This window comes from Megasphaera jansseni, from assembly GCF_047974155.1.
In the GTDB taxonomy this organism is placed as follows: Bacteria; Bacillota; Negativicutes; order Veillonellales; family Megasphaeraceae; genus Megasphaera.
In genome coordinates this window covers 37,447-58,358 of record NZ_JBHYRR010000001.1, presented here as the reverse complement: position 1 = coordinate 58,358, position 20,912 = coordinate 37,447, and the positions used below count along the sequence as shown (strand labels likewise).

Below are 20,912 nucleotides of genomic sequence, written 5' to 3'. Positions count from 1 at the left end.
AAATATCTTTCTACATGGGAAAATTATACGCTCATTTCCCCCTGTTCGGCAACCTTTTCTTGTTATTTTTTATCTCACAGACCGGTTGTATAAGGAAAGGCTAGAGGACGACTGTTCCCTAGCCAGTTTGCCTATCTCCGGACCCGTGTAGCACCGACATAGCGCGGCGACCAATAGCCGCTGTCGAGGCTGTCTACGCGGATGCCGCCACTACTGGTGGCACTGATGAAATTGTTGTTGCCGACATAGATTCCCGTGTGGGATACGCCCGGTTCATACGTCGTAAAGAAGACCAGGTCGCCCGGCATGAGTTCGCTGCGGCGGACCCGCTGGCCCACTTCGTATTGTTCATCGGCCAGGCGCGGCAGATTGATGCCATTATGGGAAAAGACATATTTCGTAAAGCCCGAGCAGTCGAAGCCTTCAGCCGGTGTATTCCCGCCGAATACATAGGGGACACCCAGATACTTATAGGCTGAATTGACCAGCTGGTTGCCGAAAGCATCGCCGCCGCTGAAATGACGGTATTTGCTGATAGCCCCATTGTTGAAGCGCGTGCCCTGGCCACTCTTCATGACCGGCTTGGGCGGCAGCATGGAGCGATTGCCTGTCAGGAGATAATAGGTCCAGCCGCCGACTTTACCGCTGACCTGGATTTTCTTATCCTTCTGGTACTGCGATACAGCCCGTGCCGTATCGTTGGTGTAAACGCCGTTGACATTGACCCGGTAGCCCTTGTTACGCAAGATCTGCTGAATAGAACGGACTTCATCGCCCCGGCTGCCGATGGTTAGCGGAGAAGCTGCCAGTGCCGGCAGTGCGGCAAAAACGAAAAGTGCGGCAAATATCCAAACTTTACTGATTTTTTTCCACATAAATACTCCTCTCTGTCTCGAAGGCCATACAACGCAAGTCCTTACCTGTCTTTATGCTGGCCGAGTTCAGCCCGCAGCCAATACAGAGGCCTGTGTTTCACCTCTTCAAATATACGTCCTATATACTCTCCGATGACACCAATAAAAATGAGCTGGAACCCGCTGAACAGGCAATCGACGATCATCGTCGTCGTCCATCCCGGCACGGCTTCGCCCATTATATTACAATAAATGACATGCAAAATCATGAGCAGGCTCAACAAGCCGCTCAACATGCCGACATAAAAGGAAACCCGCAGAGGGATCTTGGAATAGGCCATGATCCCGTCCAGGGCAAAATGAAGCATCTTGCGCACGGAAAACTTCGATTTCCCGGCATAACGCTTCGGCGCTACGAAATGAATGAATGTCTGGGTATAACCGATATCACCGATCATGCCGCGGATAAAACGGTCGTGTTCCCGGAACCGCTTGAACGTTTCCAGGACCCTCTTATCGATGAGGCGGAAATCAGAACCGCCCGGTGTGATGTGGACTGGGGATACGGCATTCAGGATACGGTAATACCATTTCGATGTCATGCGCTTGAGGAAACCGGCATCATCGGTCGCTTCCCGTACGGTCTGGACGACGTCATTGCCTTCACGCCATTTCTGGACCAATTCGGGGATCATCGACGGCGGGTGCTGCAGATCGCCATCCATGGTAATCACGGCGTCGCCAAGAGCATGATCCATGCCGCAGGTAATGGCCAGCTGATGACCGAAGTTGCGGGCCAGGATAAAAGCCCGTACGTGTTCATCCTGCTGGGTCAGGCGGCTGAGGATGAGGGGCGTTGCATCTTTAGAACCGTCGTCGACAAAGATGATTTCATAATCCATATCGAGTGTCGCTGCGGCTTTCGTCGCCTCTTCATAGAATTTCTCAATGTTCGGCTGTTCATTGTATACAGGAACGACAATAGACAATAATTGTCGTCCCGTCCCTCTTGTTTCTAAATTCAATTATATCATCCCAATATTTTTGTTGTCAAAACCGGCAGCCTTGTTTTCTGCTACGACAGACGCCAGGAACTTACTGATTTCTGTCTGCGAAGCATAGCCGATAATGCGTTTGAGTGGCTTACCGCCTTTAAAGAACAATAATGTCGGAACTGCCATGATTTCATATTTTTCGGCAATATTCCGCATCGTATCAACATTGATGCGTACCACTTTCACAGCATCGCCAAAATTCGCGGCAGCCTGGCTGATTTCTGAATGAACCATCTTGCACGGCTCGCACCAGGGAGCCCAGAAGTCTGCGATGACAATGCCCGGCTGGTGAAGGACTTTCACAGAAAAATCGGCATCACTGTCAATCGAAACTACTGCCATGATTATACAACCTCCTATCTGGCCGATGTAAATCAAATTCATTATACCACTTTCGCTTAATGAAGCCAACCAGAAAGATTGTTCTTTGTAAAGGGCGCAAAAAAGGGGCTGTCCTTTGAAGACAGCCCCTTTTGGGGGTTAGGGGTTAGTGGTTAGGGGTTCGTGGCTCGTGGCTCGTGGTTCGTAAGGGCCGTCCCACAGGGCGGCCCGCTTAAGAAATGTACGATTCCCTAACCTGTTTGTTGAGAGAATCCCCCATGACAGCTAGCCGCTGACGGCCAGCACCCGTTCGAAGAGGTTCTTGGCCAGGGGGCCGAAGCCGTCGCGCTTGAGCGACGAGTAGGCCATGGCCGGCCGGTCCGACGGGAAAAGTTTATTGAGCTGGGCCAGGTTGCGATTCTTTTCACTGGCTTTGAGCTTGTCCGCCTTGGTCCCTACGATCTGCAAGGGAACGCCGGCACTGGCCAGCCAGTCATAGGCCTGTTGGTCGATGGCCAGGCCCGGATGACGCAGGTCGACGAGCAGACAGAGGACGCAGAGGTTCGGCGACTGCGTGACGTATTCGCCGATGAAGGCGCTCCACATGTCGCGGTTCTTGCCGCCAGTCTTGGCAAAGCCATAGCCTGGCAGGTCGACTAAGTAGAACGGCAGGCGCTGCTCCCCTTCTACTTCATCGCGCCGCCGCAGGGCCGCGCTGAAGTAGTTGATAGTCTGGGTCTTCCCCGGTGCGCCGCTGACGCGGGCCAGGCCGCGGTGGTTGCACAGGGAATTGATCAGGCTCGATTTGCCGACGTTGGAACGGCCGAGAAAGGCGACTTCCGGCACATCCCCTTCCGGGTACTGGTCGCGGCGGACAGCCGTCGTAGCATAGGCCGCCTTGATGATATCATACGAAGCCATCAGGACTTCACCAGTGCCTGAGCCAGCACTTCATCCATATGGTGAACGAAGACGAATTTGACGTCTTTTTTGACCGACTGCGGCACTTCATCCATGTCGCGCTTGTTTTCTTCAGGCAGGAGGATTTTCTTGATGCCAGCCCGATGGGCAGCGATGACCTTTTCCTTGATGCCCCCTACGGGCAGGACAGTGCCGCGCAGCGTGATTTCACCGGTCATAGCCACGTCGTGGCGGACGGCTTTACCCGTCAGGGCCGACGTAATGGCCGTGGCCATCGTGATGCCTGCCGACGGACCGTCTTTGGGGATAGCCCCTTCAGGCAGGTGGATGTGCAAGTCCATATTGGCGTAGAAATCGGCGTCGATGCCCAGGACATCGGCGCGGCTGCGGACATAGGTCACGCCGGCTTCTGCCGATTCCTTCATGACATCGCCGAGCTGCCCCGTGAGCAGCAGGCGGCCTTTGCCCTTGACGGCAACGGCTTCTGTTTCCAGGACTTCACCGCCGACCTGGGTCCAGGCCATACCGGTGACGATACCGACTTCATCATCCTTGTGGACCGTTTCCGGCAGGAATTTGACCGGGCCGAGCAGTTTTTCCAGGTTCTTGACGGAGACGCTGAGCGGGACTTCGTCGTTCATGAGCAGGGATTTGCCGATACGGCGGCAGACCGTGCCGATAGTCTTTTCCAGGCTGCGGACGCCGGATTCGCGCGTATAGCCTTCGATGATATGGCGCAGGACAGCGTCGGAGAACTTGGCCTGACTCGGTTTGAGGCCATTTTCTTTAATCTGTTTCGGTACCAGGTAACGCTTGGCGATCTGGACCTTCTCTTCTTCGGTATAACTCGTGAAGTCGATGATTTCCATGCGGTCCAGGAGGGGCCGGGGAATATCGCTGAGGACGTTGGCTGTCGTAATCCAGAAGACTTTCGACAAGTCAAAAGGCAGTTCCAGGAAATGGTCGCTGAAAGTATTATTCTGTTCCGGGTCGAGGACTTCCAACAGGGCCGACGACGGGTCGCCACGCATGTCGGAAGTCATCTTGTCGATTTCATCGAGGAGGAAGACCGGGTTCTTGACGCCGGCCTGTTTCATGCCAGCCAGGATGCGGCCCGGCAGGGCACCGATATAGGTCCGGCGATGGCCGCGGATTTCAGCTTCATCGCGGACGCCGCCCAGGGATACGCGGACGTACTTGCGGTTCATGGCCCGGGCAATGGATTTGGCAATACTCGTCTTGCCCGTGCCAGGAGGTCCGACGAAACAGAGAATCGGCCCTTTCAGGCTGTGCGTCAGCTGTTTGACGGCTAAATATTCGATAATGCGGTCTTTGACTTTTTTCAGGCCATAATGGTCTTCATCAAGGACCCGCTGTGCTTCATTGAGGTCCAGCCGGTCCTTGGTTTCCTTCTTCCAGGGAAGGGCCATGGCCCAGTCGAGATAGGTGCGGATGATGGCCGATTCCGCCATCATAGGCGGCATGGAGTCGAGGCGGTCCACTTCTTTGAGCAGGGCCGTTTCGATATCTTTATCAAGCTTCATCTTCTTAATCTTGTCGCGGAGTTCCTGGACTTCCGTATCCTTATCGACTTTATCGCCCAATTCTTCATGGATGGCCTTGATCTTTTCCCGCAGGTAGTATTCTTTCTGCTGCTGGTCCATCTTGCCGCGGACTTCCATGTTCAGCTTCGATTCCAGGTTGGCAATGTCGACTTCCGTATCCAGGAGCGACGCGATGCGGCGCAAACGGGCTTCGACATCGGCCGTTTCCAGGAGCTGCTGGCGGATGACCAGACGCAGGGGCAGCTGGGACGCAGCAAAGTCAGCCAGGACACCCGGTTCATCGATGTTCTTGGCATTTTCGCTGGCTTCTTCGCCATCGCGGAGATTGCCCAGCCAGTCCAGGAGCCGCTTGAGGACGACCCGGCGCAGGGCTTCTTCTTCGACTTCGTTGCGGCTGATTTCAGCCACTTTGACGGCAGCCCCTTCGAGGTAATCAGCTTTCTGGGAAAAGCCCTGCATGCGGACGCGGGAAATGCCGTTGACCAGGATGCGGACCAGGCCGCCAGGCATGCGCAGGAGCTGCTCGATTTTGACCAGGCAGCCGATGGTATAGACATCATCAAAACCCGGATTATCTTCATTTTCATCGACCTGGGTCGCTACCAGGAGCTGGCGGTCGTGTTCCATGGCGTAATCGACGGCAGCCAGGGACGTATCGCGGCCGATGTCGATGTGGCTTACCAGTTTCGGATAGACGACGATGCCCCGGAGCGGGACAAAAGGCAGGGCCAGGATATCTTGTTCGTTGAGCACAACGTTTTCGTTCATACATTTCACCTTCTTCTATGGAAAAATAAAACTCATTTCCGGTTTGAGAAATGAGTTTTATTGTACATTATATCATTTTGCCTCTTTCAATACGAGGTCGGGCTCAGCGCCTTCTTTGACGCATTTTTCCGTGACGATGCACTTGGCGACGTCGTCGCGGCTCGGTACATCAAACATGACGTCGAGCATGATCCGTTCGATGATGGAGCGAAGCCCGCGGGCACCGGTATTGCGCCGCAGCGCTTCCTTGGCAATGGCCTGAAGAGCTTCCGGCGTAAATTCGAGATCTACGTCGTCCATGGACAGCATCTTCTGATACTGTTTGACCAGGGCGTTCTTCGGTTCTGTCAGGATGTGTACCATCGCATCTTCATCGAGAGGATTGAGGGTAACCAATACGGGCAGGCGGCCGATCAATTCCGGGATGAGGCCGAACTTCTGGAGGTCCGTCGGGATGATTTCCTTGAGGAGCGATTCCATGGAGTGTTCGGACTTGGAATGGATGTCCGCACCGAAGCCCATATTCTTATCCGTCGTACGGTTGAGGATCGTCTTGTCAATGCCATCGAAAGCGCCGCCGCAGATGAACAGGATGTTCGTCGTGTCGATCTGGAGCATTTCCTGATGAGGATGCTTGCGGCCGCCCTGAGGCGGAACGCCGGCAACGGTCCCTTCGAGGATCTTCAAAAGGGCCTGCTGGACACCTTCACCGGAAACGTCGCGGGTAATGGACGGATTTTCCGATTTGCGGGCAATCTTATCGATTTCGTCGATGTAGATGATGCCCCGTTCCGCTTTGGCAATATCGTAATCAGCAGCCTGAATGAGCTTGAGCAGGCAGTTTTCGACGTCTTCGCCGACATAGCCGGCTTCGGTCAGGCTTGTCGCATCGGCGATGGCAAAGGGCACATCGAGGAGACGGGCCAGTGTCTGGGCCAGGAGGGTCTTGCCGCTCCCGGTCGGGCCGACCATGACGATATTCGATTTCTGGAGCTCTACATCATCATCAGAGGCGCTGAAATTGGTCTGGAGACGCTTGTAGTGGTTGTACACCGCAACGGAAAGGGTCTTCTTGGCTGCTTCCTGGCCGATGACGTATTCATCAAGGGTAGCCTTGATTTCATGCGGTGTCGGCAGGTCTTTCAGCTGAAAGTCCGGCGTTTCTTCCGCCTTTTCTTCTTCCATGATGTGCTGTGCTACGGCAACACATTCGTCGCAGATGTAGACACCCGGGCCGGCAATAAGCTTCTGGACTTCGCTCTGGGGCCGGCCGCAGAAACTGCAGCGCGGTTCGTCATTCCTATCGTTCATCTTGTCTTCCTCCTGTCCTATTTCGTTTCATCCGGCAGCGGACGGGTCAGGATTTCATCGATGAGGCCATATTTCTTGGCTTCTTCAGCGGTCATGAAATTATCCCGTTCCGTATCCTTCTGGATGACGTCAATGGGCTGTCCTGTGTGTTCAGACAAGATACCGTTCAATTCCTTGCGCATGCGCAGGATTTCGCGGGCATGGATTTCGATTTCCGTGGCCTGGCCCTGGACACCGCCGAGAGGCTGGTGAATCATGACCTGGGAGTGCGGCAGGGCGAAACGTTTGCCCTTGGCACCGGCCGTCAGGAGTACCGACGCCATGCTGGCAGCGGAGCCGACACAGATGGTCGAGACATCCGGCTTGATGTACTGCATGGTATCGTAGATGGCCATGCCTGCCGTGACGACGCCGCCAGGACTGTTGATATATAAATGGATATCCTTGTCAGGATTTTCTGCTTCCAGGAAAAGGAGCTGGGCGATGATGCTGTTGGCAACGGTATCATCGATGGGGCCGCCGAGGAAGACGATACGGTCTTTCAAGAGGCGGGAATAAATATCATAGCTCCGTTCACCTTGCGCCGTCTGTTCGACGACGATCGGTACATACATATTTGTCAAAACTAACACCTCCGGAGAATGCGTTTCCGGGATTAGTCTTCAGCCTTAACTTCTTCAGCTTTAGCTTCTTCTTTTTTGTCTTCGTTCGGGTCGATGGCATTTTTCAGGATGAAGCTGGCTGCTTTTTTACGGCCGACAGACTGTACAAGCATGGGAACGCGATGTTCTTTCAAAATAATCTTGTAGACTTCTTTCGGGTCTGCGCCGAAGTTCTGAGCCATCGTGATGATTTCAGCCTGGAGATCGATGTCTTTGACTTCGATGTTTTCAGCTTTGGCGATAGCTTCGAGAACGAGGTCCATCTTTACGTTTTCTTTAGCCGGGTCAGCATAATGTTCTTTGAGTTTGTCCATATCCTGGTTCATGTATTTGAGGTAATCGTCGAGGCTCATGCGCTGTGTTTCCAATTTCATGGACAATTCTTCGATCATCTGGTCGATCTTGTCATCAATCATGACCTGCGGGATATCGACTTCGGCATTGTTGACAGCCGTCTTCAAGACTTCAGAGTTGAATTTTTCCAAAGCCTGGAAAGATGCCTTCGATTCGAGGCGTTTGCGGATGTCGGCTTTGAGGTCGTCGACGCTGTCGAATTTACCGGCTTCTTTAGCGAATTCATCGTCGATGGCCGGGAGTTCGCTGCGTTTTACGTCATTGACTTTGACGGCGAAGACAGCTTCTTTGCCAGCCAGGGATTTTTCAAAGTAATCTTCCGGGAACGTGACTTTGACGTCTTTTTCGTCGCCAGCTTTGCAGCCGATGAGCTGATCTTCAAAGCCCGGAATGAAGCTGCCGGAACCGATCTGGAGCGGATAGGATTTGCCTTCGCCGCCTTCGAATGCGACGCCGTCGACAGTGCCTTTGAAATCGATGACAGCGAAGTCATCTTTTGCGATTTCCGTGCCTTCCGGAGCTACGACGAGTTTCGCATGCTGTTTCTGGAGGTTAGCCAGTTCTTTAGATACGTCTTCGTCAGTTACGTTGACTTTGTCTTTGGCAACGGTAATGCCTTTGTATTCGCCGAGTTTGACTTCCGGTTTCTTGGTGACCGTAGCTTCAAATACGACGTCTTTGCCTTTTTCGTCAGTAATGACGTTCAATTCCGGTTCCGTTACAGGGACGATGCCTTCCTGATCGAGAGCGTCGCTGTAAGCTTTATTGGCAATAGCTTCAAAGACTTCCTGTTTGACAGCATCTTTGCCCAAGAAGCTTTCCAGTACCATGCGCGGTGCCTTCCCTTTACGGAAGCCCGGGATATTGACACGGCTTGCCAAGTTCTTGCAAGCTGCTGCAGCCTGTTTGGAAGCGTCTTTAGCAGGCACTTCAATGTGCAGGGTTACTTTGTGCTGGTCTACTTCATTCACTGTTACGTTCATTCTAAGTATGTCCTCCTTATGGGCCGGTAGAGCCCTGAATATCTCTAAAATACCATATTACGCTCTACATCATACCACAACTTTACTTTTTTTACAATATGGGATAAAGAGGCTGCCTATGAAGACAGCCTCTTTAAGTAGCTAGTGGCTAGCAGTTAGTGGTTAGCGGATGGTTTGAAATTTACCGCAATTCGCAGCCGAATTTTTCTTTCAGGTCTTTGACGATGGCGTCGACCGGGGCCTGGATGTCGGCATCGGTCAGGGTCCCTTCTTCGGAACGGAAGACCAGGGAATAAGCCAGGCTCTTGTAGCCCTGCGGGACCTGTTTGCCTGTGTACATGTCGAAGAGGTGGACCGCTTCCAGGTTGTCGCCGCCGTCTTCTTTGATGACATCGACGATGTCGGCATTGGTCGTAGCCAGCGGTGCCAGGAAGGCCAGGTCACGGCTCGATGCCGGGAATTTGGCAACTTTATGGTAGTCCGGCAGGAGATTGACCAGGGGCAGGATGGCGTCCATGTGCATTTCAAAGATGTAGACCGGGCCGGCGACGTCGTAATTGTCGATGGCCTTGGGATGGAGTTCGCCGAAGTCGCAGAGGACTTTGCCGTCTTTGACGTAGCGGGCGGCTTTGCCCGGATGGAGCGGTGCCCAGTCGGAAACTTCCAGGTCGGCCTGGATGCCCAGTCCCTGGAGGACGGCTTCGACGAGGCCCTTGACGTCATAGAAATCATAGTTTTCTGCCTTAGCCGGCCATTCAGCAGCCGTGCGCTGGCCATAGAGGAGGCCGGTAACGTAGAATTCCTGTTCCGGCAGTTCCGTCAGCGGCAGCTGTTTCGGCCGATAGACCGGTGCGATTTCGTAGATGCCGACAGACGGGTTCTTGACGGCCTGGTTGCGGACCAGGACATCCATCAAAGTCGGTACCAGCGTCGTCCGCATGAGCGGGAAGTCTTCTGTAATCGGGTTGAGGATAGGTACGGCATTGTATACGGGATCGCCGTCCTTAAAGAGGAGCTTCTTCAGCTGGTCCGGATGCATGAAGCTGAAGGTGACCGTTTCGTTGAGGCCGCTGCTGCTGAGGATGGACGAAATCTTTTCGCCTACGTCGTGGTGGAAGCCGGCTTCGCCTTTGGAAATAGGCGCAGACGGGCGCGTAGACGGGATATTTTCATAGCCATAGACGCGGGCCACTTCTTCGGCGATATCCGGCATTTCCGTGCAGTCGCCGCGATAGCTGGGAACGACAGCCGTCAAAGTTTCGCCGTCTTTTTCCACGCCGAACTGCAGCGTTTCCAGGATATGGACCATGTCGGCTTCGGGGATTTCCGTGCCCAGGAATTTATTGACCTGTGCTGCCGTGAAGGCAATGCGCGTCGTAGCTGCCGGTTTGGGGTAGACATCGACGACGCCTTTAGCTACGTCGCAGGCGCCCATTTCCTGGAGGAGCTGGGCACAGCGGTCGATAGAATGGATGCAGCTGTCGGAATCGAGGCCCCGTTCGAAACGGCCCGAGGCTTCGGAACGCAGGCCGAGCATGCGGCCCGTATGACGGATGTTGGAACCTTTGAAGGAAGCACATTCGAGGATGACCGTCGTCGTCTGGTCCGTGACTTCCGAGTCCATGCCGCCCATGATGCCGGCGATGCAGCAGGCTTTTTCTTCATCGGCAATGACCAGCATGTTATCGTTCAATTGGCGGTCCACATCGTCCAGCGTCTTCATGGTTTCATCGGCCTTGGCCCGGCGGGCGATGAGATGATGGCCGGCCACTTTATCATAGTCATAGGCATGAAGAGGGATGCCCAGTTCGATCATCGTGTAGTTGGTGGCATCGACGACGTTGTTGATAGGACGGACGCCGGACTTGCGCAGGCGCTGCTGCATCCACATGGGCGACTTGCCGATCTTGACGTTCAGGAGCAGGCGGGCCGTATAACGGCTGCACAGTTCGTCATCGTCAATAGATACCTTGACTCTGCCGTCGATGGGCGTGTCACATTCTTTGACGGAAATGGACGGGTAACGGGCTTCTTTGCCGCTGAGGACGGCAAATTCACGGGACAGGCCGACCATGGAGAAGCAGTCGGCGCGGTTGGCCGTCAGTTCATATTCATAGACGACGTCGCGGACCTGGAGATAGTCGGCGGCATCGACGCCGAGGGGCGTATCGGGCGGCAAAATCCAGATGCCTTCCCGTTCTTCCGGCAGGAGCAGGCTGTCATCGAAGCCGAATTCATGGGCCGAGCAGAACATGCCGTTGGACAAGACGCCGCGCAGTTTCGAGCGCTTGATTTTCGTACCGCCCGGCAGATGAGCGCCGTGGACGGCGACGGGGACGATCTGGCCGACGCGGACGTTGGTCGCAGCCGTGACGATCTGGAGCTGTTCGTCGCCCATATCGACCTGGCAGACGACAAGTTTATCGGCATCGGGATGCTTGTCGATCTGAAGGATCTTCCCGGTCTTTACTTTCTTGACTTCTGTACCCCAGTATTCCACCTGTTCGACAGGGATACCTGCGATGGTCAATTTATCGGCAAATGCCTGCATGTCCTGGTTCATGTCGACGTCGACATAATCCTGCATCCAAGTTAAAGAACTTTTCATTATTCATACCCTCCTAGAACTGGTTCAAGAACCGCATATCGTTTTCATAGAACAAGCGCAAATCATCGATGCCGTATTTCAGCATGGCAATGCGTTCGACGCCCATGCCGAAGGCAAAGCCCGTGACGACGTCCGGGTCATAGCCATTCAGGCGCAGGACACTGGGGTTGACCATGCCGCAGCCGAGGATTTCCAGCCAGCCCGTGTGGGAGCAGACACGGCAGCCCTTGCCGCCGCACATGACGCAGGAAATATCGACTTCAGCGCTCGGTTCCGTAAAGGGGAAGTAGCTGGCGCGGAAACGGACTTTCGTCTGGGGTCCGAAGATATCACGCAGGAAGTCTTCCAGCATCCCTTTAAGGTCGGAGAAGCGGATGTCTTTGTCGATGATCATGCCTTCCATTTGATGGAAGACCGGCGAATGGGTCGCATCGTAGTCGCAGCGGTATACCTTGCCCGGTGCGATGATCTTGAACGGTTCATTGGGCTTATGGGCCTGCAAGGTACGAGCCTGCATGCCCGATGTATGGGTCCGCAGGAGGATGTTATCTGTAATGTACATGGAGTCCTGCATATCCCGGGCCGGATGGTCTTCCGGCAGGTTCAGGCACTGGAAGTTATAGTAGTCCGATTCGATATCCGTCCCTTCGACGATGGAGAACCCCATGCGCAGGAAGGAATCTTCCATGAGGCGCAACGTCTGATGAAGGGGATGTTCATGCCCCATGACCGGTTTGCGCCCCGGCAGGGTAATGTCGATTTTTTCCGATTCAATCTTGGCAGCCAGTTCCTGGGCCTTGACTTCTTCCATCTTGGCCTTGAGCTGTTCTTCGATGGCATTGCGGGCCGTATTGACGAGCTGGCCGATCTTAGGCCGTTCTTCCTTGGAAAAATTCTTCATTTCCTTCATGATCGCCGTCAGTTCCCCTTTTTTACCCAGGAACTTGACGCGGATATCCTGTACGTCCTGAAGATGTTCGCTCTTGGCGAGCTGTTCATTGACGGCCGCTTTAATGGCCTCGATCTTATCACTGATCATACTTTCTTCCTCCTACTGGCAAGTACAAAAAAAATAGACTCCCGCCCCCTAAGGGGCGAAAGTCTGATTCGCGGTACCACCCTACTTGATTCTCGATTGTCCTGTAACGGGAACCCCCGTCCTGCCTACTCCGTTCAGCAGGAGGCTCTAAAGTGAACGCATGGAACATCCGGCACGAGGCTCTCAATCTGCGGCCTCGATTCCCTGTAGGCGGAGTCAGTCCCATCCCCTCTTTATCATTGCCATAAATCCCTCTATGGATTTGTTATCTATTGTATCAGTAAAGTGTCTTATTTGCAATAACTAAGCGCTGAATTTGGTTCGTGCCTTCGTAAATCTGCATGATTTTTGCGTCACGCATGTATTTTTCGACAGGATATTCCTTGATGTAGCCATAGCCGCCCATGACCTGGACAGCGTCGGTCGTGACCTGCATGGCGACGTCGGAGGCGTTGCACTTGGCGATAGCGGCTTCACGGCTGAAGTCCATACCCTGGTCTTTCATCCAGCAGGCACGGTGGACGAGGAGACGGGCGCCTTCGACTTTCATGGCCATATCGGCAATCATAGCCTGGACCATTTCAAAGGAAGCGATGGGTTTGCCGAACTGTACACGGACCTTGGCATAGTCGCAGCAGGCACGGAAAGCGGCTTCGGCGATACCGACAGAAACGGCACCGACGAAGGGACGGGCTGCGTCCAGGGTATCCATGGCAATGCGGAAGCCATGGCCTTCGCGGCCGAGACGGTCTTCGACAGGGACGAAGCAGTCCTGGAAGATGAGTTCCGTCGTGTTGGAAGCGCGGATGCCCATTTTATTTTCGGCTTTGCCGACGGTGAAGCCCGGCGTCCCCTTGCGGACGATGAAGGCTGTCAAGCCGCGGATGCCGCCGCTCTTGCGGGTATTGGCGAAGACGACGAAGACTTCAGCCAAAGCGCCGTTGGTGATGAAGCATTTCGTACCGTTGAGGATATAGCCCTTGCCGTCTTCCGTCTTCATGGCACGGGTCGAAACGGAGCCGGCATCGGAACCCGTTCCCGGTTCGGTCAGGGCGAAAGCGGCCAGGTTGTCTTCATTGATGATATCGAAATAGCGTTTCTTCTGGTCGTCGTTGCCGGCAATGATGACCGGATACGATGCCAAGGCATTGGCAGCGACTGTCGTAGCGACGCCGGCGCAGCCTTTGCCTAATTCTTCATAAATAGCGGCAATGGTGATAGCGTCAAGGCCGGCACCGCCGAATTCTTCCGGAATGGCGACGCCCAGCAGGCCCTGGGCTGCCAATTTGTCGAGGAGCCCTTCATGGAGCTTTCCCGTTTCATCCATTTCTGAAGCGTAGGGGACGATTTCTTTTTCCACCAAGTCGCGGACAACCTTGATGATTTCTTTCTGTTCGTCGTTATAAGCAAAATCCATCTTGTATTAACCAACCTTCCCTAGAATTACGTGATTATCCTATCAATCGAGTTTTTTCAAAATATAAAAAGACGACCGCCCTTTTACGATAACACTGCCGCTGGCATCGTAACATTCACATTCGACGACAATGGTCTTCCTGCCGTGGTGAATGACCTGACCGATGCCGGTAATATGCTCGCCGCCTTTGACACTGCGGATATAATTCATGTTGATTTCCAGCGTCGTCACCTGGAAGCCCAAGGTCCGGCTGGCCATGCCCATGAGGGTATCGCAGAAAGCAGCCAGGACACCGCCGGAAGCAATGCCCCGGTAATTGCAGGAATGACGGCTGATGTCGAAGCCGACGCGGACGCGGCCGACATCGAGTTTTTCTACCGTGCAGGGCATACTCTGGAAATAAGGTGTCTGAGAATAAATACTATCCAGCATACGGTGCAGCCGCTCTGCCACTTCCGGGCTCACTGTTTTTTCTGGTTCATTCATCCGTATGCCCCCTTTCTTCATCAAAGACATAGGTCCCTGTCACAAAGAAGGTGCCCTTGCCATGAGCTAAATAGCGTTGGTCATTATCGTAAAAATCACAGAGGGCTACCATCGTCGTACGGCCGTTATGGATGACCCTGGCTTCGGCCCGGATCGTCGTGTTGGCAAAAGCCGGGCGCAGGTAATTCATACCCAAGTCCAAGGTGAGGACGGCTTTGCCGCAGACAGCGCAGGCAGCCTCCATCGCCGAGTCGGCCATAGAATAGAGGACACCGCCGTACATGGTCCCATTAGGGTTATCCCATTTCGCGCCTTGATTCTCAAAAGTGAGGATCGTGCTCTCTGGTTCAGCCTTTTCAACGTGGAAATCCATAAAGGTATCAAAAGGATTCCTGTGAATTTCTCGTTCCAACTGCTCAACATCCATGATGACTCCACTCCTTAGGCCAATAACATAAATACCCTTACATTTTACTATACGAACAATCATCCGTCAAACGAAAATGCAAAAAAGAGGCTGTCACATCAAGACAGCCTCTTTTAAGGGGTTAGGGGCTAGGGGCTAGGGGATGGTTTGAAATTTATGGCCATCTTCTACAAACTCTATACTACAAACTATAAAGAGAAAGGGGCCTCGCATGATGGCAGAAACCTTCATGCGACAGCCCCTTTCCTGACATGCCTGACCTGGTCTTTACCCCCACACTCGCCTGCTGGGACGTTTGCTCATAGACGTCTGTCCCCCACTACTAGCCCTCTCGCGCTTGCTGCGCGGCAGGTCTTACTTCTAGGCCGCACTATGATCAGCACCGCTTTGGGTGCCTTACGTGGATCGCTTGGTCTGCGACTGACATCGACTTTCAACCACAGCACATGTCATTGATACATTATACGGGACGGATCCGCCCCTTGTCAATATCAGAACTTATAGCCCATACCGACCTGCCAGCCTTTGACATCGTCGTCGTAGTTATCGACGTCGACGCTGCTGCTGCGGTATTTGATGTGGGCATCCCAGTTCGGCGTGATGTCGTAGCCGACGCCGACTTCATAGGTATTGACGTCATCGCCGACACCGACCGACGCAAATCCCTGCCAGCGGGCTGCCAGGGGGATCTGGCCTTTGAGGCCGACCTGATAACCGTAGGACTTGGTCGTATTATACGTTTCGGTCTTGACATAGGACCCGCCGGCAAAGGCCGACAGGTACGGCGTAAAGCGGTAATTGCCGATAAGATAGTTTTCGTTGATCTTGTTGTCGTTGTCGCCCTTGGTGTAGTTGTTGACGTACTGGATATCCCAGCGGTTGTTCAAGACGTAGGTGACATCGCCGCCGGTCAGGCGGCTCTTGGCACTGCGTCCCCCTTCTTTCTGGTCGAAACCATAGTTGGCATTGGCCTTCAAGTCACCGGGCTGGGGATCCCGCAAGGGAGCTGCCATGGCAGCCGAAGTCATAGCCAGTGCGGCCAGGGTCGCTGCAATAATAAGTTTTTTCATAACCTTCCACCTCCATATAATACGGGTTATTTTCTTCCATAATAACGGCTCAGGAGTTCTTCGCCGGCGGCGATGACCTGGCTCATGGGAATAACCGAAATACCTTTGTAGTTACCTTCTCGGATGATCTGTTTCATGCTCTTGCCCACTTCATAGTGGTTCGTCGATTCCAGGACGATGGCCCGATCCGTATAGGGGCCGTAGAGTTTCGGGTTGCTCGGCCCGTAGAGGGCGACCAGGGGAACGCCCTGGCTGACGGCGACATGCATGGGGCCGCTGTCATTGGTGATGAAGAGCGAACAACAGCGGATAGCCGATGCCAGTTCGCCGATCGTGAATTTCCCCGTCGCGATGATCGGGTCCGATTCCATCTGGGACGTCGCTTCTTTGACCATGTCTTCATCCATGGGGCCGCCAAAGAAAACGCATTTGAAGCCGCGGCGGGCAAAATAGTCGGCGACGGCGGCAAAGCGCTTGGCCGGCCAGCGCTTCTGCGGGACGGCACTGCCGATATTGAAACCGATGAGGGCATCGCTGTTGTGGACGCCCTGGGAACGGTAGAATTCCGTCGCCTTGTCGTCCCAGGCCTTACAGGTGAAGAACTGCAGGCCGTCGCTGCGATAGTCGTCGATGCCCAGCTGGGCCAGGACGTTGATGTACATATCAGCTGCATGGAGATGGATGCGGTCCAGGCGGGTATAGCGGTCCATCAAGGGACGCACCAGGAAATGGCTCATGCCGACGAACTGCTTGGCATGGATGACCGCCGCCAGGAACGACGTCCGTTCATTGGGATGCAGGTTGATGAGGGTATCGTAGTGATGCTGATGCAGACGCCGGCCGATATGCCACAGGGCACGGACGGAGTTGTCTTTGCCCTTCTTATCGACCGTGACCAGGTGATCGATATTCGGATTGTAGCGGACGACGTCGGCCACTTTCTCATCGACGACAAGGGTGATTTCCGAGCCCTGGGCATGACGGCGCAGGACCTGCAGGAACGGGGTGATGAGGATGAGGTCGCCTAGATGCATGAGAAAGGTGACGATTATTTTTTTGTTGCGCAGATTAATCATAGTTCCACCTTCTTCAGGACGCCTTCATAGACCTGCCACAGCGCATCGGGCGTGATCTGGGCCATGCAGTCCGGATCATCGACCAGGGGCTGCTCCGGCGTCGCCTGGGACGTCGGCGACAGGACCATGTGGATATAGGCGTCGTCGTTTCCGCCGTAAGGGCCGGTCCGTTGGGGACACGTCGGCCCAAAGAGGGCGATGAGTTCTTTTTTCAAGGCATTGGCCATGTGCAGCGGCCCCGTATCGGCACTGATATAGAGCGTGCTCTCGGCAATGGCTGCCATGAGCTGCCGTAAATCGGTACGGCCGGTATAATCGAAGACCCGGCCCGACGTATCGTGGCCTTTCAGGACCTTTCCCTTGGGCACGTCGTCGCCGCTCCCCAAGAGGACGGCGGCCATGCCCGAATCCGTCAGGCGCTGCAGGAAAGCCTGCCAGTGGGACAAGGGCCATTCCTTGACGCTCCAGCGGGCACCGGGCACGATAGCCACATAGGGACCGGTCAGGCCGTCTGCTGCCAGCCGCTGGCGCCAGGCCTGTCTTTCGCCGGTAATATCGGGCAGCGGGAATTCGATGGCATCGACACGGCCGCCGAGGACGCGGACCGTATCGAGATAGCGTTCGATGACGTGGTCGTACTTATGAGGTCCTGTAAGGCCTTTGCTGACGAGGAAACTGCCTTCGCGCATTTCCCAGTAGCCATAGCGCTCTTTGGCACCGCTCAAGAAGGCGACGATGGCACTCTTGGCCAGGCCCTGGAGATCAAAGGATACGTCGAAATGATAGGCATGGAGCGTCTGGCGCAGCTCTTTCCAGTACGACAGGGATTTCAGCCGTTTCTTGTCGATATAGATGACTTCGTCGATGTAAGGCTTGCCCGGCAGGACCGACGCAAACTGTTCATGGACGGCCCAGACGATACGGGCGTCCGGGCAGTTCTGGCGCAGGGCGTAGAGCGTCGGCAGGGCATGGAGGACGTCGCCGAGAGAGCTCATCTTGATGACCAGTATGTTCTTATATGCTTTCACGGCCCTTCCTTTCTGCGACAATGGCCCGGACGAAGTCGTCCAGTCTGCCGCCGGTAAATAAATAGCCATCCATGCCGGCCCGCTGCCCGCACTCTACATCGCGGGGCATATCACCGATCATGAAGGAACGTTTCAAATCGATATCATAATCTTTCGCCGCCTGCAGGACCATGCCCGGTGCCGGCTTACGCCAGTCGCTCTTCTTGTCATAGGCCTTGACCGGTGCCCCTTCGAGATAAGGACAGTAATAGACAGCCGTAATGATGCCGCCGGCTTTGGCCGCTTCCTGACACATCCAGTCGTGGAGGGCCTTGACATCGTCTTCCGTATAATAGCCGCGGGCGACGCCGCTCTGGTTGGTGACGACGATGATGGCATAGCCTTCCTCCGTCAGATAGGCCAGGGCCTCTTTGGCCCCGTCCATCCACTCAAAATCCTTGATGAAGCCCAAGTAGGATTTGTCAACGTTGAGGACGCCGTCGCGGTCGAAAAAGACGGCCTTCCTCATTCGTAATACCCGTCGCTCTTTTCCAGGATGCTGCAGTATTCCTTGACAGCTTCCGGGAGCAGCGTAAAGCCGCGGTCATAGCCGGCTTCCATGAGCTTCGTCGTATCGGCCTGGGTATAGCTCTGGTACTTGCCCTTGAGGATGTCCGGGAAGGGGACGTATTCGATATGGCCTTTGCCGCAGTAATCGATGACGCCCTGGACGAATTCATTGAACGTATGGCCGATGCCGGTACCGCAGTTGTAGATGCCCGACAGGTCCGGATGTTCCCAGAAATAGAAGATGACATTGACTACGTCATTGACGTAGATGAAGTCGCGGATCTGGCCGCCGTTTTCATAGCCTGCCGTCCCTTCGAAGAGGGTAACTTTCCCTGTTTTCTGGAGTTCATGATACTTCTGGAAGATGAGTGATGCCATGCGGTCCTTGTGGTTTTCCTGGGGCCCGAAGACATTGAAATAGCGGAAGCCGACGATCTGGCTCTTGGCCAGGGGCAGGACGCGGCGGACGAAGCGGTCGAACTGGAGCTTGGAATAGGCATAGGGATTCAGAGCCTGTTCGCAGGCCGGGTCTTCGCGGAAGCCATGCCTGCCGCTGCCATAAGTGGACGCCGACGAAGCATAGAGGAAGGGAATCTTGCGCTGCATGCAGTAGCGCAGGAGATTCTTGCTGCCTTCGTAGTTGTTCTTCATCATGTAGCGGCCGTCGTAGTTCATCGTATCCGAGCAGGCCCCTTCATGGAAGACGACGTCGATGTAACCGCAGTCGAAGGTATCGTCAGCCATCTGTTCATCAAAGTCAGCATAGTCCATATAATCAAAGAAATCGAGGCCCTGGAGGTTGCGGCATTTGCGGCCGTCCGTCAGGTCGTCGACGATGAGGATGTCGTTGATGCCCCGATTATTCAACTGTTTTACGATATTGCTGCCGATAAAGCCGGCACCACCTGTTACAATTTTCATAGTTTCCCCTTCTTTACTAAATCAGCTATTTTCTGGATCAGGCCTGTCGTCGAATAGCCATCTTCAAAGGAAATGATTTCGACGCGCTTGACCGATTCTCGGCCAACGACTTCATCGGCTTTGTAATCGCCGCCTTTGACCAGGATATCCGGACGCAGGACCTGCAAAAGTTCTTTCGGTGTATCTTCCTCGAAGATGACGACTTCATCGACACAGGCCAGGGCACTCAAAAGGATAGCCCGGTCTTCCTGTTTGACCAGAGGCCGCGTCTCCCCTTTCAGGCGCCGTACGGACGCATCGGAATTGAGGCCGACGACGAGGTGCTGGCCCAGCATGGCCGCCTGCTGCAGGTAGAGGACATGGCCGCGATGGAGGATGTCGAAGCAGCCGTTGGTAAAGACGACGGTATCGCCCTTTTTCTGCCATTGACGTATCTTTTCAGCCGCCTCTTCCCGGCTCAGGGGCTGGTAGGGATGCCAGTGGGCCGGCTGCCATTCCTGCCACAGCTTGAGCAGTTCATGGCGATGGATGGGATAGGTCCCGACCTTGGTGACGACGATGCCGGCAGCGGCATTGGCGATCTGCAGGCTCGTGCGGATCGACAAGTGACCGGCAATGGCCGACAGGAAAGCGGCGGCGACCGTATCACCGGCGCCGGATACATCGAAGACTTCCCGTGCCGTCGCCGGATTATTCCAGACTTTGCCGTCCCGGCCGATGACGGTGATGCCCTTTTCCGACCGGGTTACCATGAGGTGGGCGAACTGGTACTGTTCGTGCAGGAGTTCCGCTGCCGCTACGACAGCCTGACCTTCATTGGCTACGGGCCGTCCCAGGCAGTCGCTCAGTTCTTTCATGTTCGGCGTCACGAAATCGGCACCGTTGTATTTTGTCCAATCGCTGCCCTTGGGGTCGACCAGGACGGGGATCCCGGCCCGATTGGCCTCTTTGATGATGCTCTGGGCCAGGGAATCGGTGAGGACGCCTTTCTGATAATCCGACAGGATGATGCCGTCCAGGCCGGCTGCCACGCAGTTATACAGCCAGGTCATGAGCTTTTCCTCTTCCGTAACAGCCAGGGGCGTCACTTCTTCAAAATCCAGGCGTACCATCTGCTGACGGGCGCCGAGGATGCGCATTTTCGTCGTCGTCGCGTGGTCCTGGCGCACGACCAGGCCCGACCCGTCGATATGGGCGTCTTCCAACAGCTGGTGTAGGAGCGCTGCGTTTTCATCGTCGCCGATGAGGCCGCCCAGAAAGACGTGACAGTCGAGATTGGCCAAGTTCGAGGCTACGTTGGCAGCCCCGCCCAGGACGGATGTCATGTGGTCGACTTTATTGACAGGCACCGGTGCCTCCGGTGAAATGCGTTCTACCTTGCCGAACACATAGCGGTCGACCATAATGTCGCCGATGACGGCGATACGCAATTCCGGCAGGACATGGTTCAAAAAATGATCGATATAATTTTCTGTCATAATGTTCCTCGATTCCGGT

The 20,912-nt window shown here is 54.7% G+C and carries 19 protein-coding genes; all 19 read right to left on the bottom strand.

All coding sequences use genetic code 11. The features are described 5' to 3' along the window. Positions 1 to 131: 131 nt before the first annotated feature. On the bottom strand, positions 132 to 875 hold the full coding sequence (locus tag ACE418_RS00305) for a C40 family peptidase (RefSeq protein ID WP_416448609.1): 744 nt from the start codon (positions 873 to 875) through the stop codon (positions 132 to 134). A 41-nt stretch (positions 876 to 916) separates the two neighbouring features. Beyond that, entirely contained in the window at positions 917 to 1,843 is a 927-nt protein-coding gene (locus ACE418_RS00300; protein WP_416448686.1) for a glycosyltransferase family 2 protein, read from the bottom strand. 36 nt (positions 1,844 to 1,879) lie between these two features. Further along, the gene (locus ACE418_RS00295; protein ID WP_416448608.1) at positions 1,880 to 2,251 is read right to left on the bottom strand and encodes a thioredoxin family protein; all 372 of its coding nucleotides are present in this window, start codon (positions 2,249 to 2,251) and stop codon (positions 1,880 to 1,882) included. A gap of 264 nt (positions 2,252 to 2,515) precedes the next feature. Beyond that, entirely contained in the window at positions 2,516 to 3,151 is a 636-nt protein-coding gene (gene yihA, locus ACE418_RS00290) for a ribosome biogenesis GTP-binding protein YihA/YsxC (protein WP_416448607.1), read from the bottom strand. After that, on the bottom strand, positions 3,151 to 5,484 hold the full coding sequence (gene lon, locus ACE418_RS00285) for an endopeptidase La (RefSeq protein WP_416448606.1): 2,334 nt from the start codon (positions 5,482 to 5,484) through the stop codon (positions 3,151 to 3,153). The genes yihA and lon overlap by 1 nt, the downstream gene beginning before the upstream one ends. A gap of 72 nt (positions 5,485 to 5,556) precedes the next feature. After that, positions 5,557 to 6,795 carry an ATP-dependent Clp protease ATP-binding subunit ClpX gene (gene clpX / locus ACE418_RS00280; protein WP_020310508.1) on the bottom strand — a complete coding sequence of 413 codons (1,239 nt, stop codon included), beginning with the start codon at positions 6,793 to 6,795 and terminating at the stop codon, positions 5,557 to 5,559. Between the two features lie 17 nt (positions 6,796 to 6,812). Further along, the gene (clpP, locus tag ACE418_RS00275) at positions 6,813 to 7,409 is read right to left on the bottom strand and encodes an ATP-dependent Clp endopeptidase proteolytic subunit ClpP (protein ID WP_416448685.1); all 597 of its coding nucleotides are present in this window, start codon (positions 7,407 to 7,409) and stop codon (positions 6,813 to 6,815) included. Positions 7,410 to 7,450: 41 nt separating this feature from the next. Beyond that, on the bottom strand, positions 7,451 to 8,794 hold the full coding sequence (gene tig / locus ACE418_RS00270) for a trigger factor (RefSeq protein ID WP_416448605.1): 1,344 nt from the start codon (positions 8,792 to 8,794) through the stop codon (positions 7,451 to 7,453). Between the two features lie 181 nt (positions 8,795 to 8,975). Beyond that, positions 8,976 to 11,402, bottom strand: a complete 2,427-nt coding sequence (gene pheT, locus ACE418_RS00265) for a phenylalanine--tRNA ligase subunit beta (RefSeq protein ID WP_416448604.1) — start codon at positions 11,400 to 11,402, stop codon at positions 8,976 to 8,978. Positions 11,403 to 11,415: 13 nt separating this feature from the next. Beyond that, the gene (gene pheS, locus ACE418_RS00260) at positions 11,416 to 12,441 is read right to left on the bottom strand and encodes a phenylalanine--tRNA ligase subunit alpha (protein ID WP_292295930.1); all 1,026 of its coding nucleotides are present in this window, start codon (positions 12,439 to 12,441) and stop codon (positions 11,416 to 11,418) included. Between the two features lie 277 nt (positions 12,442 to 12,718). Further along, positions 12,719 to 13,858: an acyl-CoA dehydrogenase family protein gene (locus tag ACE418_RS00255; protein ID WP_416448603.1), complete on the bottom strand. Its 1,140-nt coding sequence runs from the start codon at positions 13,856 to 13,858 to the stop codon at positions 12,719 to 12,721. Positions 13,859 to 13,900: 42 nt separating this feature from the next. Continuing rightward, a complete protein-coding gene (locus tag ACE418_RS00250) occupies positions 13,901 to 14,344 on the bottom strand; it encodes a PaaI family thioesterase (protein WP_416448602.1) in 444 nt (147 codons plus the stop codon). After that, the gene (locus tag ACE418_RS00245) at positions 14,337 to 14,717 is read right to left on the bottom strand and encodes a PaaI family thioesterase (RefSeq protein ID WP_416448601.1); all 381 of its coding nucleotides are present in this window, start codon (positions 14,715 to 14,717) and stop codon (positions 14,337 to 14,339) included. The genes ACE418_RS00250 and ACE418_RS00245 overlap by 8 nt, the downstream gene beginning before the upstream one ends. 545 nt (positions 14,718 to 15,262) lie before the next feature. Next, entirely contained in the window at positions 15,263 to 15,841 is a 579-nt protein-coding gene (locus ACE418_RS00240; RefSeq protein WP_416448600.1) for a porin, read from the bottom strand. 26 nt (positions 15,842 to 15,867) lie between these two features. Continuing rightward, a complete protein-coding gene (locus ACE418_RS00235; protein ID WP_416448599.1) occupies positions 15,868 to 16,917 on the bottom strand; it encodes a glycosyltransferase family 9 protein in 1,050 nt (349 codons plus the stop codon). Next, positions 16,914 to 17,945 (bottom strand): glycosyltransferase family 9 protein, encoded by a 1,032-nt coding sequence (locus ACE418_RS00230; RefSeq protein WP_416448598.1) that lies wholly within the window; start codon positions 17,943 to 17,945, stop codon positions 16,914 to 16,916. Before ACE418_RS00230 ends, ACE418_RS00235 begins: the two co-directional genes overlap by 4 nt. Then, entirely contained in the window at positions 17,932 to 18,453 is a 522-nt protein-coding gene (locus tag ACE418_RS00225) for a D-glycero-alpha-D-manno-heptose-1,7-bisphosphate 7-phosphatase (RefSeq protein ID WP_416448597.1), read from the bottom strand. Before ACE418_RS00225 ends, ACE418_RS00230 begins: the two co-directional genes overlap by 14 nt. Next, on the bottom strand, positions 18,450 to 19,415 hold the full coding sequence (gene rfaD, locus ACE418_RS00220; RefSeq protein ID WP_416448596.1) for an ADP-glyceromanno-heptose 6-epimerase: 966 nt from the start codon (positions 19,413 to 19,415) through the stop codon (positions 18,450 to 18,452). The genes ACE418_RS00225 and rfaD overlap by 4 nt, the downstream gene beginning before the upstream one ends. Further along, positions 19,412 to 20,893 (bottom strand): D-glycero-beta-D-manno-heptose-7-phosphate kinase, encoded by a 1,482-nt coding sequence (gene rfaE1 / locus ACE418_RS00215; RefSeq protein ID WP_416448595.1) that lies wholly within the window; start codon positions 20,891 to 20,893, stop codon positions 19,412 to 19,414. Before rfaE1 ends, rfaD begins: the two co-directional genes overlap by 4 nt. Between the last annotated feature and the right edge of the window lie 19 nt (positions 20,894 to 20,912).

Excerpts from the sequence above, each read along its gene's own strand:
- ACE418_RS00305 (WP_416448609.1), bottom strand. The coding sequence starts at position 875 with ATGTGGAAAAAAATCAGTAAAGTTTGGATATTTGCCGCACTTTTCGTT.
- ACE418_RS00295 (WP_416448608.1), bottom strand. The coding sequence starts at position 2,251 with ATGGCAGTAGTTTCGATTGACAGTGATGCCGATTTTTCTGTGAAAGTC.
- yihA (WP_416448607.1), bottom strand. The coding sequence starts at position 3,151 with ATGGCTTCGTATGATATCATCAAGGCGGCCTATGCTACGACGGCTGTC.
- lon (WP_416448606.1), bottom strand. The coding sequence starts at position 5,484 with ATGAACGAAAACGTTGTGCTCAACGAACAAGATATCCTGGCCCTGCCT.
- clpX (WP_020310508.1), bottom strand. The coding sequence starts at position 6,795 with ATGAACGATAGGAATGACGAACCGCGCTGCAGTTTCTGCGGCCGGCCC.
- clpP (WP_416448685.1), bottom strand. The coding sequence starts at position 7,409 with ATGTATGTACCGATCGTCGTCGAACAGACGGCGCAAGGTGAACGGAGC.
- tig (WP_416448605.1), bottom strand. The coding sequence starts at position 8,794 with ATGAACGTAACAGTGAATGAAGTAGACCAGCACAAAGTAACCCTGCAC.
- pheT (WP_416448604.1), bottom strand. The coding sequence starts at position 11,402 with ATGAAAAGTTCTTTAACTTGGATGCAGGATTATGTCGACGTCGACATG.
- pheS (WP_292295930.1), bottom strand. The coding sequence starts at position 12,441 with ATGATCAGTGATAAGATCGAGGCCATTAAAGCGGCCGTCAATGAACAG.
- ACE418_RS00255 (WP_416448603.1), bottom strand. The coding sequence starts at position 13,858 with ATGGATTTTGCTTATAACGACGAACAGAAAGAAATCATCAAGGTTGTC.
- ACE418_RS00250 (WP_416448602.1), bottom strand. The coding sequence starts at position 14,344 with ATGAATGAACCAGAAAAAACAGTGAGCCCGGAAGTGGCAGAGCGGCTG.
- ACE418_RS00245 (WP_416448601.1), bottom strand. The coding sequence starts at position 14,717 with ATGGATTTCCACGTTGAAAAGGCTGAACCAGAGAGCACGATCCTCACT.
- ACE418_RS00240 (WP_416448600.1), bottom strand. The coding sequence starts at position 15,841 with ATGAAAAAACTTATTATTGCAGCGACCCTGGCCGCACTGGCTATGACT.
- ACE418_RS00235 (WP_416448599.1), bottom strand. The coding sequence starts at position 16,917 with ATGATTAATCTGCGCAACAAAAAAATAATCGTCACCTTTCTCATGCAT.
- ACE418_RS00225 (WP_416448597.1), bottom strand. The coding sequence starts at position 18,453 with ATGAGGAAGGCCGTCTTTTTCGACCGCGACGGCGTCCTCAACGTTGAC.
- rfaD (WP_416448596.1), bottom strand. The coding sequence starts at position 19,415 with ATGAAAATTGTAACAGGTGGTGCCGGCTTTATCGGCAGCAATATCGTA.
- rfaE1 (WP_416448595.1), bottom strand. The coding sequence starts at position 20,893 with ATGACAGAAAATTATATCGATCATTTTTTGAACCATGTCCTGCCGGAA.